Source organism: Micromonospora sp. LA-10 (assembly GCF_051853095.1).
GTDB lineage: Bacteria > Actinomycetota > Actinomycetes > Mycobacteriales > Micromonosporaceae > Micromonospora > Micromonospora echinospora_A.
Genome location: NZ_CP195710.1, coordinates 6068087 through 6080086, shown reverse-complemented (window position 1 = coordinate 6080086; position 12000 = coordinate 6068087). Strand labels below are relative to the sequence as shown.

Annotated in this window: 10 protein-coding genes; all 10 read left to right on the top strand. The window is 69.9% G+C overall.

What is annotated here, in order from left to right:
• Nucleotides 1-143: 143 nt before the first annotated feature.
• The 10 genes from ACSDG8_RS28305 (at nucleotide 144) to ACSDG8_RS28260 (ending at nucleotide 11952) form a co-directional block, all read left to right on the top strand.
• Nucleotides 144-539 carry a GntR family transcriptional regulator gene (locus ACSDG8_RS28305; RefSeq protein WP_439427395.1) on the top strand — a complete coding sequence of 132 codons (396 nt, stop codon included), beginning with the start codon at nucleotides 144-146 and terminating at the stop codon, nucleotides 537-539.
• Nucleotides 536-1435: an ABC transporter ATP-binding protein gene (locus ACSDG8_RS28300; protein ID WP_210891937.1), complete on the top strand. Its 900-nt coding sequence runs from the start codon at nucleotides 536-538 to the stop codon at nucleotides 1433-1435. Before ACSDG8_RS28305 ends, ACSDG8_RS28300 begins: the two co-directional genes overlap by 4 nt.
• Nucleotides 1432-2397 (top strand): ABC transporter permease subunit, encoded by a 966-nt coding sequence (locus tag ACSDG8_RS28295; protein ID WP_439427394.1) that lies wholly within the window; start codon nucleotides 1432-1434, stop codon nucleotides 2395-2397. Before ACSDG8_RS28300 ends, ACSDG8_RS28295 begins: the two co-directional genes overlap by 4 nt.
• A 221-nt stretch (nucleotides 2398-2618) precedes the next feature.
• Nucleotides 2619-3161: a RipA family octameric membrane protein gene (locus tag ACSDG8_RS28290; RefSeq protein ID WP_439428078.1), complete on the top strand. Its 543-nt coding sequence runs from the start codon at nucleotides 2619-2621 to the stop codon at nucleotides 3159-3161.
• Between the two features lie 294 nt (nucleotides 3162-3455).
• Nucleotides 3456-5219, top strand: a complete 1764-nt coding sequence (locus tag ACSDG8_RS28285) for a TIR domain-containing protein (protein ID WP_439427393.1) — start codon at nucleotides 3456-3458, stop codon at nucleotides 5217-5219.
• On the top strand, nucleotides 5216-7711 hold the full coding sequence (locus ACSDG8_RS28280) for a hypothetical protein (protein WP_439427392.1): 2496 nt from the start codon (nucleotides 5216-5218) through the stop codon (nucleotides 7709-7711). The genes ACSDG8_RS28285 and ACSDG8_RS28280 overlap by 4 nt, the downstream gene beginning before the upstream one ends.
• Nucleotides 7711-8160 (top strand): hypothetical protein, encoded by a 450-nt coding sequence (locus ACSDG8_RS28275; RefSeq protein WP_439427391.1) that lies wholly within the window; start codon nucleotides 7711-7713, stop codon nucleotides 8158-8160. The genes ACSDG8_RS28280 and ACSDG8_RS28275 overlap by 1 nt, the downstream gene beginning before the upstream one ends.
• A complete protein-coding gene (locus ACSDG8_RS28270) occupies nucleotides 8157-8717 on the top strand; it encodes a nucleotide exchange factor GrpE (protein ID WP_439427390.1) in 561 nt (186 codons plus the stop codon). Before ACSDG8_RS28275 ends, ACSDG8_RS28270 begins: the two co-directional genes overlap by 4 nt.
• Nucleotides 8718-8728: 11 nt before the next feature.
• Nucleotides 8729-10567 (top strand): Hsp70 family protein, encoded by a 1839-nt coding sequence (locus ACSDG8_RS28265; protein ID WP_439427389.1) that lies wholly within the window; start codon nucleotides 8729-8731, stop codon nucleotides 10565-10567.
• The gene (locus tag ACSDG8_RS28260) at nucleotides 10564-11952 is read left to right on the top strand and encodes a hypothetical protein (RefSeq protein WP_439427388.1); all 1389 of its coding nucleotides are present in this window, start codon (nucleotides 10564-10566) and stop codon (nucleotides 11950-11952) included. The genes ACSDG8_RS28265 and ACSDG8_RS28260 overlap by 4 nt, the downstream gene beginning before the upstream one ends.
• The last annotated feature ends 48 nt before the right edge of the window (nucleotides 11953-12000 follow it).

Below are 12000 nucleotides of genomic sequence, written 5' to 3'. Positions count from 1 at the left end.
TCGACGGCCACGATACAGGGACAGACGATCATGTCGATCCCCCAGCCGCGGGCCGCGCGCCGCGATCGTGCGGGCCCGCCGGCTTCCTTGACCGCCCACCTGCTGCTTTACTACGTTACTAGTAAAGCAGCGAAGGGCTACCAGTGTTCGTCTTCCGGCTCGACACCCACTCCGGCGTGCCGCCGTACCTGCAACTCGTCCAGCAGGTGCGCCAGGCGGTGCTGCTGGGCTTCCTCCAACCCGGCGACCGCCTCCCGCTCATCCGCGAGGTGGTCGAGGACCTGGCCATCAACCCGAACACCGTCGCCAAGGCGTACCGGCAGATGGAGCAGGAGAACCTGGTCACCGGCCGGCCCGGCCAGGGCACATTCGTCACCGAGCAGCAGTCGGTCGCGATGTCGCCCTCGACGTACACGTCGTTGCGCCGTGGCCTGGCGACCTGGCTGCGCCGCGCCTACGCGGCCGGCCTCGACGAACAGGCGGTCGACGCGCTCTTTACTTCCGTACACCAGCAGACCAGGAACGAGGACGTGGCGTGACAGGGACCGAGTTCGCGCTGCGCACCGACGGTGTGGGCAAGCGGTACCGGAAGGGCTGGGCGCTGCGCGACTGCACCCTGGCCCTGCCGGCGGGCGGCGTGATCGCCCTGGTCGGGCCGAACGGCGCGGGCAAGACCACACTGCTGCGCCTGGTCGTCGGGTTGCTGGCGCCGAGCACCGGCACGGTGGAGGTCCTCGGCCACGACGTCACCGCCAGCACCCCGCAGACCCTGTCCCGGGTCGGGTTCCTGGCCCAGGACCACCCGCTGTACAAGCGCTTCACCGTCGCCGAGATGCTCCGCTTCGGCCGGGCCTGCAACCTGCGCTTCGACCAGGGGCTCGCCGAGCGCCGGCTGGCCAAGCTGGGCATCCCGCTCGACCGCAGGGCCGGTTCGCTCTCCGGCGGGCAGCAGGCCCAGGTCGCGTTGGCGCTGGCCCTGGCGAAGCGGCCGGACCTGCTCGTCCTCGACGAGCCGGTGGCCAGCCTCGACCCGCTGGCCCGGCGCGAGTTCATGCAGGTCCTCATGGGCGCGGTGGCCGAAGGCGGGGTGACGGTCCTGTTCTCCTCCCACGTCGTGCACGAGCTGGAGCGCGTCTGCGACCACCTGGTCGTGCTCAACCAGGGCCGGGTCACGCTCACCGGTGACATCGACACCCTCCTCGCCGAGCACCGGCTGCTCGTCGGCCCGCGCACCGCCACCGACCTCGACCGCTCCGGCGCCGTCGTGGAGGCCGTCCACAGCGACCGGCACACGACCCTGCTGGTACGCGACGGCGGAATCCCGGCCGCCCCGGGGTGGCAGAGCCGGCCGGTCGGGCTGGAGGACCTGGTGCTGGCGTATCTGCGCCGGCCGTCCGAGCCGGGCGCCACGGTCCCGTCGGAGGTGGCGGCATGACGTGGTTGATCTGGCGCCAGCACCGCACCGAGGTCTGCGTCCTGGGTCTGCTCCTCGGCGTGTTCGGCATCGCCCTGCTAGTGCTCGGGACGCAGGCCCACGACCTGTTCCCCGGCGGTCCCGCCGATTGTGCGGGAGAAGCCGGCGCCAACGAGACGTGCACGGCCGCCTTCCGCCGGCTCGACGAGGAGTACGGGTACGTCGAGAACCTCCTCGCCGCCTTCTATCTGGTCCCCGTCGTCATCGGCGCGTTCCTCGGCGCGCCGCTGCTCGCGCGCGAACTGGAGGACGGCACCTGGCAGCTCGCCTGGACGCAGGCCGTGCCGCGGATGCGCTGGCTGGCGGCCAAGCTCGCCGCGCTGGCCGGCGTCACAGTCGCGCTCACCGGGATGTTCACCGCCGTGCTCACCTGGTTCCGTCAGCCGTTCGACGCATGGGAAGGGCGATTCCAGTACGACGCCTTCGACCTGGAGGGACTCGTTCCGCTGGCGTACGCGCTGTTCGCGTTCGGCGTCGCCACCGCCGCGGGGGCGATCCTGCGGCGCAGCCTGCCCGCGTTCGGCGTCGCGTTCGGGGCGTTCCTCGCCGCCCGGATGTCGGTGGCGCTGCTGGCCCGTCCCGCGTACGCCACGCCGCTCACCACCATGGAACCGGTGCCCGCCGGCGGCGCGAAGGGCCAGGCCTGGCCCGGCGTCGCCGACTGGGTGATCGAACACGGCTACGCGGACGCCACCGGGCGCAGGCTCAGCTCGACGGAGTACTACGAGCTGGAGGACGCCGCCAACCAGGCCGGCACCAACCTCAACCAGTTCCTGCACGCGCGGGGCATCCAGCGGTTCGGGGTCTACCACCCGGCCGACCGGTTCTGGACGTTCCAGATCGTCGAGACGGCGGTGTTCGTCGCGGTCGCGGCGATCCTGATCGGCGTGGTGGTGTGGCGGGTGCGGCGCCGAATCATCTAACGCCCTGCGCCAACTGTTCAGCACCCTGATCATCGGTCCCAGCCGACATCACGCAGACTGGCCTCCTACGCCAGGCAAGCCCGCACCGAACCATAATCACGATCTCCGCTTGGATCACTAGAGCCTGAGCCAGGCTCGATCGGATGAGACCTGGCCGGGACGCCGACACCAGCCGGAGGCTACCCCCTGCCCTGCGATCCAGTCAGACTGTCGCCGTGTCCATGCGCAGGTATCTCACGACGTCGACCGCGAGCTTCGATGAGGTGGCTTCTGCGGTCTGGAACGACAGCGTTGCGGCGGAGCAGTATACGGGCGCAACAGAGAAGTATCAGGCGGCAATTCTTGATCAGTACAAAATGTACGTGGAGATGGCGGACCGGATCAGCGCTCGACGAGGGCTGACCAACACATTCTTCCTGACCCTCAACACGTTGATCCTCACCACCGCCGGTGTGTTGTGGAAGGACCGGCCGACGGTCGCAGTCTGGCATCTGTCGATCCCGGCAGTCGTGCTCGTGCTGCAGTGCGCCGCGTGGTTCTGGTTGCTGCGGTCCTACAGGCAGCTGAATTCCGGGAAGTACATCATCATCGGTGTGTTAGAGCAGCGGTTGCCGGCATCGCCTTATTGGCGGGGTGAATGGAAGGCGCTGGGCGAGGGTCGCGACCCGTCGCGGTACTGGCCGCTGACTTACCTTGAGAAGTGGATCCCAGTGTCATTCGCCGGGCTGTATGCGGTGGGTTTCCTCATCGCTCTCATTGCCTAACCGGTCACCGCCCGGGCGACACGGGCGGTCACGACGACGCCGCTCAGGACGCCCACTGCGAAGCCGAAGAATCCAAGGGGCCGCCCGCCCTCCTTCGACCCGCAGCTCCCGCCTGTCTACAAGTCGTCCTCACCGCCACCACCATAGCGGCTCTGAGCGGCTCGCGAGACACGCCTTAGCCGCAGACTGCCATCGATTCACGTGAGTCTGATTTCTGACCGTTGTCGTGAGGTCACCCAAGTGTAAAGTCCGAATCACACTCAACATCGAAGCCTCTGATCAGGGGGTTCACTCATGCCGCACGGATCCGGCAGGCGCTACGACATTTTCGTCAGCTATGCCAGCGTGGATCGCGAGCAGGTGGAGAGCTTCGTCCGGCAGCTTGAGGCCGACAACTTCAAGGTGTATTTCGACCGTAATGATGTGATCGAGTTGCGGCCGCTGCCCCTTCAACTCGCCGAGGCGCTCGACGCCTCGGCCCACGTTCTGCTGTGCCTGACCCCGGCGTACATGCAAGGCCCGTGGGCCGGCTTCGAGGCCCAGAACGCCTTCGCCTCCGACCCGGCCGGGCTGGGAGGTCGGATCGTGCCGGTCTGGCTGGAGCGCACCGATGCCCAACTGCCCACGTACCTCAGGCAGTTGCCGTACTTCGATCTGAGCCGCGACCCGTTCGGTGCGTACCGGCAGCTCAAGGGCGCCCTGGAGCGTGCGTTGAACGATCCGCCCGCGTTGCCCGGCTCCGACGAGGTCCGACGCTGGCACGACGAGGCCCTCGCCCCTCTCGACGATCCCGGGCTCGCCCTGCTGCTGGTCCGCCGCGCGGCGAAGGGCCTCGTCTCGCTGATCTACCGCGAAACCTGCGGTGATTCCGACGCGACCGGGACCCTCGATGCGCTGGCCGAGGCGCTGCTGCGCTCGGGCAAACTGCCCGAGGCTGCTGCCGGCGACCTCGCGAGGCTGCAGCTCTTCGTGCGGGATGCGCTGCGGGAGGAGGTGGAGGGGACAGGTACGGCGACGCACGAGAAGGTGCAGCCGGCCTTGGCGGCGCTGAGCCGCCTGGGTAGGTGGAAGTTCGGTGTTCGCCTGGCGCCCGGACCGGAGCCCTCGTCATCCGATCTCAGAAGGTTGGCATTGTCGCGGGTGGACGCCCGGGCGGCGTGGCCGTTGGCCGATGACGCGATCGTGGTCTGGGATCGGGCCGGCCAGCTCCGCAGCATGCGCGGTGATCGGATGTCGTGGCAGGACCACGAGAGAATCGCCATTCGCCGGGTGACGACCGCGGCGGACGGCCGTCTGGCGATCGGTGGCTGGGGCGGCGCGGTCCGGTCCTTCTCCAGCGGGGCGGAACCTGCGGCCGCGTTTCGCCTCGACGGTACGGTCGGTGATCTGCGCTACGTCCGGGGCGCCCTGATCGCCGGCAGCTGGAAGCGTGAGCTGTGGCGAATCGGCGACGACGGGGAACGTCGGGAGCTCGTGCCAGTGCAGGGTGGTGTGCACCGCATCGCCGTGCCCGAGCGGGGCGACCGGTTTGCCGTTGCGGAGCTGTCCGGACGGATCGACTTCTACCTGGCTGGCGGCGACCTGCACGGCTCTCCGCAGCCGCCCGCCGGCACACTCGCCGATATCGCATATGCGGGCCGGCGCTTGGTCCTGCTCACCGACGAGGCGGTCGTCGGCCTGCGAGTGGACGGGGCACGCAGCGGGCCCGTACCGCTGCCCGGTGCCTTCGCCCTGTGGCCGAACAGCGGCCACGAGCACTGCCTGCTGCTGATCCGCTCGGGGCCGCCCGACCGCCCCGCGACCACCCGCGTGCTCCAGGTCGACGAGGTGGACCGTCACCTGCCCTATCTGACCCTGCCAGCCGGCGACCGGCTGTTGTCCGCGGACGCTGCCGGGCTCCGGCTGGTGACCCGCCGTTCGGACGGCTGCGTGTACTGGCGTGACCGAACCCAGGTGATGTTCTGGCATGGGGCGACTGCGGCGGCGATCTCCGGTGACGGGCGGCGCGTCGCGGTGTGCCGCGACCGACAGGTCGAGCTGTACGAGGACCGCGCATGATGCGTGATCGCGCCGGGCTGCTGGATCGTGTAGCCAGCCTGGAGCAGCGTCCCCGGGTTCCGCAGGTCCGGCTGGCGCTGTCCGAGGCGGAGTTCCGGCTGGCGCTGATCCCGGGCACACCGCCCGAGGAGGCGATCGCGCGGCTGCGGCGGTCGATCGAACACGACCCGTTCTCCGCCAAGGCGCACCTGCATCTGGGGCGGACCCTGCACCGGGAGTCCCGCCGCTGGGCTGCCCTGGCCGCTTACCGCCGCGCGTACGCGCTGGCGCCCGGCACCACCCGGGCGCCACTGCTCATGGCATACGCGCTGCTGGATCTCGGCCGGCCCGAACGCGAAGTCGCCGCGGCACTCCTCGCGGCACTCGCCGGCGGCGATGCGTCGGCGGTCGACGCCGCGATTGGCGAGTTCGACGGGCTCGCCGCCAACGCTCGGGCGCCGGAGGGTGCCGCGAGATCTGCCCGGCGGAGGGCTGCGGCCACCGTGGACCCGACCCCGGACCTGCCGGTCGAGGTCTGGCGCGCGCTGTTGGCCGAGCGGGTGTCCCGGAAACCGCCGAATGCGGCGTGGGCGCGGAAGTACCTGCGAGCCGCCCCCGACTGTGACGAGAGACCGTCGGAGATCGCCGCAGCGGCGGTCCTGATGGTCGCGAGCGGGACGGCGCCATCGGACGTCCGGGAGGCGCTCGCGGAGGCCAGCGACCGGTTGCCGGGCTTTCACCCGGCGGCCAGGATGCTCCTCGCCTTCCTGGACCTGGGTGACTGTGACCGGAACAGGTTCACCGCCGAGGCGGCCCGCCTGATCAGCGGCCGGATCGTGCCCGCCGAGGCGGTGTGCGCACTGCACTTCACCCGGTTCGGCCCGGACCGGCTGGACGCCGTCGAGGCGATCCGAATGCTGGACGAGTACCCGGATGAGCTGGGGGCGCGGCCGTGCTTCGCCGCGCTGCGGATCGCGATCCTCGACGCGTACGCGCGCCGCGCCTGGACGGCCGAACGCTTCGACGAAGCCGGTCTGCTGTGGCGCGCGACGATCCCGGTGGACCCGTTCAGCGTGGCGGTCGCCGTCGACCTCGCGCTGCTGGCCACCCGGACGCATTCGGCGGCGTACGGTCCGACCTGGGAACGGGTCGCGGAACTGCTTTACCTTCATGCAGCCGGGCACGGCGACCCTGAACACCTGGTGGACGACCGCGTCGCCCTGCACCGCTCGCTCTCCGAGCAGAGTCTCCGGCAGTCGGGCGGTGACGATCCCTCCATGGAGGAGGTCACCGGATGGATCGCTGCGGGCGACGCCGTCGAGGTGTGGCTGCGACATTGGGACCTTTTCTACCTCAACGTCCGGTTGCGGTTCCGCTCGCCCTGGCACGTGCTGGGCGTCGAACCCGGCGCCGATCCGAAGGCCCTCGCCGCGGCACGCGACCTGATGCTGCGCCACCTGACCGACACCGTCGGGGCGCAGGAGTGGGCCGGTGCCAGGACGTTCTGTGAGCTGGCCCGACAGCGGGTGATCCGGGCCTGCGCAGAGGCGGCCGGCCGGAACGCGCACTTCGAACGTGAGCAACCGGCGGCCGACCGTCTGCTGGACGAAGCGAAGCGGCGGGTCCTGGTGCTGCACAAGATCTCCCTCGCCCTGCGCGGCGAGAAGTCAGCACGGCACCGGCGGCTGCTCTGCGCAGTGGTCCGCCACGAGTTCGCGCTGCCCCTCGACCGCCTGCACGACCTGTGCGTGGAACAGGAGATCCTGGCCGGTGACGTCCGGCTCGCCGAGATCCTTGAGCAGTCCGCAGCCGAGTTCGCGGCGGGCTGGGAGCGCAGCGCCCCGGCCGGCCTTCCCGACCCTCAACGTTTGCTGGCCGATGTCGAGGCGGTGGTACGTGCCGTGCCGGACCGGCCGGGCCTACGGGTGGCACATGCCCGGCTGCTGATGTGGAACGGGCGGACGGCCGACGCGTACGCGACCGCCGCGGAGGCCGTGCCGGATGGCGGCGACGAGGCACATCCGCTGCGCTGCCGGATCCGGGAGCTGCTGACGAGGGTGATCGACGACGTCGTGTGGGCGGACATCGGCGCCACCGAGGCCGGTGATCTCATCGCCATCGGCCGTGACGCCATGGCGCGCTACCCGCGCAGTGTCGCGCCGGTGATCACTGTCGCGCGCGGGCTGAGCGCCCAGGGTGATCCGGACCGGGCCGTGGCGGTGCTGTCCGACCGGCTGGGCGCCGTGGACACCGACGTTCAGAGGCAGGCCCTGCGCGGCGCTGTCCGCGGGCTGCGCGGCGCGGACGCCGCCGTACAACGCCACGTGCGCGATCTTTGGCGGCGAGCGGCGACCCGGATGAGCGAGGACCGGTCGAAGGGCGGCGTGCGCGCGGCGATCGTCCACCTCGAGCACGCCGTGGCGCTGGCCAGCGCCCGTGGTCTCGGCCGCACCGTCGATCGCTTGGAAGAGGAGATCGCACGACTGCTCGGGGCGACGAAAGGAGCAGCCTGATGTTCATGGTCGAGATCAACACAGATTCGCTCTACTCGGTCCTGGGTGTCGCCCCGGACGCGCGTCCCGTCGAGATCCGGGAGGCACGCGACCGGCTCATCGAACAGCTGCGCGAGCAGCAGCGGCTCCAGCCGACGAACCGCGACGAGTTGGTCGAACGTCAGAAGGCCATCAACGCGGCCGGTGAGGAGCTGGCTCGGCCCGCCCGGCGGGAGAGGTACGACCGGGAGAACCAGCACCTCAGGTTCTTCGCGGTTCGTGCCGCCGCGGCGCCGATGTTCGCGGATGGCGCAGACCTGGTGACGGCGCTTCGGTCCGCCGTCGCCGACCATCTCGACGCGGCCGGTGTGCCGCTCATCGCCGCGTCCGACCTGGACCGCGTCGACTTCGCCGCCGACCTGACCCGGCACCCGTTGCTCGACGACCGAGGAGAGGCCGGCATGTCATGAGTGAAGACCAGGTCGGACAACGGCTGGACGCAATCGGGCAGCAACTGGAGGAACTCCTCGACGACAACACCGCGTTCCTGGCGGAGATGAGGCACCTCGACCGGACCAGCCGCGACGCCGCGGCCGCGGTCGGCCGTGTCGTGGACGCGCTGCGACAGGACCTCGAAACGGCCATCGCCCACCAGGCGCTGCGCGACCTGTGCACCGAGTTGATCGGCCCGCTCGACGCGATGGAGGCAATGCTCGCCGAGGCGGATTTCGGTGACCCGCAGCGGATCGCCGGGCACATCCGCGGCCTTACCGCGACACTGCGCGGCGTGCTGACCCGGATGGGCGTGGAGGTTGTAGCGATCACCATCGGCGAGGACGCCTTCGACCCGGAACGGCACCGCTGCGTAGGTGTCGTGGACCCGCGCGACTCACCGTTTCCATTTGCCCGTCCCCACACCGTGGTCCGGGTGGTGGAGCACGGCTACCAGCTGCGCGAGCGCCCGCTGCGTCCAGCGCAGGTGGAGATCCAGGCCGATCAGTCGGCGACGCGAGGAGGAGTGTTATGAGCTTTCACAGGGTGATCGGGATCGACCTCGGCACCACATACTCCGCCGTGACCGTCTGGGACGGCAAGGACACCGTGGTCATACCGAACCGCGCCGGCTACCGCACGGTCCCGTCCGTGGTGGGGCTCGACGGCGACGGGCAAGTGATCGTGGGCGTGCCCGCGCAGAACAGCATGGTGCTCAGGCCCGAAGACACGATCATCGAGATCAAACGCTCGATGGGTACGTTCGAGCAGCAGCCCGCCGGCCCCGACGATCCTGGCGTTCCCACGCGGGTCCGTTTTCGCGGCCGCGACCACCTGCCGCAGGAGATCTCCGCGTTCATCCTGATGGAACTCAAACGCCAGGCCGAGGAACACATCGGCGAGCCCGTACATGATGCGGTGATCACCGTTCCGGCGTACTTCCGCGAACCGCAGCGCCGGGCTACCGAGGAGGCCGCCCGGATGGCGCGGCTCAACGTCCGCAAGCTCGTCAACGAACCGACCTCAGCCGCCGTGTGCTTCGGCGCCGACAAGGCCGACGACGACCGGACCAGGACATACGTGGTCTACGACCTTGGCGGCGGCACCTTTGACGTGTCGATCATCCAGGTGCGGCGCGGCAACGTGAGCGTGGTCGGCACCGGTGGCGACCCGAACCTGGGCGGCGGCGACTTCGACGACCGGATCGTCATGTACGCGCTGGACCAGATCCGCCAGGTGCACGGCGTGGACCTCAGCGGCGACCAGCAGGCACGCCGCCGGATCAAGCGCGAGGCCGAGGTCCGCAAGCGCGAGCTCTCCAGTGCCAACACCACCCAGCTCGACCTGCCATACCTCACGGGAGACGTGAGCGCCAACATCCCGCTGAGCCGGGCCACCTTCGAATCGCTGATCAAGGATCTGTTGGACAGATCGATGACCTGTCTCGACGACGCGCTCGAGTCGGCCCACCAGAGCAACGGCATCGAACTCGACGACATCGAAGAGGCGCTGCTCGTCGGCGGTTCCACCAGGATCGCGTGCGTCCGGCCGATGCTCGCCGAACGGCTCGGCCTGCCGCTGCGCGGCGTACGCATCGACATCGACCCGGACGAGGTCGTCGCCCGAGGGGCCGGCATGTTGGCCCGGGAGTTCGCCGCCTCCGGCTCGTACGAGGGCGACGAGATTCACATCGACCGGGCCGGGGAGGCCGCGCCGGCCGAGGACGCCGTCGTGCTCCAAGATGTCACCAGTCACTCGCTCGGCGTCCGTACGCTCCACGACCGCTTCTCGGTCATCCTGCACAAGGACAGCCGGATCCCCGCCGAGGCCACCGAGCACTACACCAATGCCGGCCCGTACACCGAACTGGCCATCCAGGTCTTTCAGGGCGAGCAGCCGTCGGCGATCGACAACGAATTCGTCGGCTCGGTGCCCATCACGTTCCCCGAGCCGAAAGAACGCGGCTACTGGGATCTGGCGGTGACCTTCGGGCTGGACGCCAACGGCCTGCTGCGGGTGAAGGTGCATTGCGTGAACAACGGAAACGTGTGGGAGGCCGACCTGCGCTGCAGCGCGCACATTGACGCCGCGAAGCTCGACGCGAGCTCGGCCAGGCTGCACGACGCGATGGCCGGGATGCCAAAGCCACCGCAGCCCAAACCGGCTGAGGAGGTCCTCCCGCCCCCGCCGGACGGCACACCAGCCGACTACCGGATGGTCGCCCGCCGGTCGTACAAGGACATCCCCCAGCTCGATCCCGAACCGCAGGCCGAGTTGCGTGCGGCGTATCTGGCGTTCGTCGCGGCCGTGAGCGCCGACTCTGACGACACCGAGGATCTGGGCGACACCCTGTTCGACGTCTACACGAGGGTTAAGCGGCCATGACCGCCGACGACCCGGCCCCGCCGGGCGAGGTTCTGGGGCGTACCGGTCGGGGTGTGCTACGCCGCGACAGCGGCCATCTTGTGCGGGACATCGACCCGCGGCTGTGCGACGAGGGCTTCCGTACCCGGCTGGCCGAGCTGCGTGCCCGGAACCATCCCCGGACGCTGATGGTGGTGGCCGACGGCCCGGCCCGGGAGGCGTATCGCATCGAGTACGACGCGCCGAGCGAATGCCGGACGCTCGGCTCCGAGCTGGCGGCACAGCCGCTGTGGACGGAACGGTTGAAACTCGTCGCGGCGGTCTGCGACGCGCTGGAGGTCTGGCATGGCAGCCGGCTCGCGTCGGTCAACCTCGGCCCGTCCGACGTGCTGCTGATCGGTCAGGGGGCGGAGACCACGGTGTGGCTGGCGCCCTGCCCTCCGGTCCGGCTGTCGTCGGCGTACGACCTGTCCGGCATCGACTGGCAGTCACTCGCGGCGATCGCCCCTGAAGTGATCCGCGGCCTGGCCTCGGACGGCCGCATAGAGGACATGTACGCCCTGGGAACCCTCGCCGCGCTGGCGATCGGATGCGGTTGCGTCGGCGCCGAGGACCTGCTCGAAGCACAGGCGCGGGGAGCGCTGCTCCGAACGGGCCCGGCGGCGTCGGAAATCCAGCCGTTCCTGCATGGCTGCTCGCCGATCGAGACGTTGTTCGCCACCATCCGTCGATACCGCGACCACACCGTGGACGCCCGGCCGACCGACGCGGACGACCTGCGTCGGGCAATCTACGCGGTGACCGATCTGGCCGGGCTCGCCCAACAGTTGCGGACGGTCGACCCGGCCGCGGCGTTGACGGTGCTCGGCTGGGGGGTCGGACGCGACGCCACCGAGCGGATCGCGCAGCTCCGGCTCGCAGCCGAGATCAGTGCCGAGACGGGCGATCTCCCCGCCGCGCTGAATCATCTGGATGAGGCCATCGCGCTGACCCCGGACCAGACCTACGTGGCCGACCGCCGCCGCCGCTGCGACGTGCTGTGGCGACTATGGAGCCAGCAGGCCGAGGACCGCGACAGTTGGGCTTCGCTGCTGCTCGATGATCTGCGGTACCTGCAACCGCTTGAAACGCGAGGCGCTGAACTGTGGATCCGTGAGGCGGAGGTGCTCGAGCACCGGAGGGACTACGACGCCGCGCTGCACGCCCTCTACACCGCCGACGAACGGGACGCTGCGCGGCTGACCATCCTGTTCCGTTCCGCCAGGTTGTGGCGACAGGTCGGCAACCACGCGAACGCCGAGAGGGTAAAGGCGCTCGCCCGGCGACGAATCCCGACGCTGGTCGCGACCGGGGATCTCGCGGAGGGAGCCGTGCAGCGATGGCTGGACGATTTCGACGCGGTCTGACGGCGCTCGTGGCTCTCGCCGGTCCGATCGTCGCGGGACCAGCCGCAG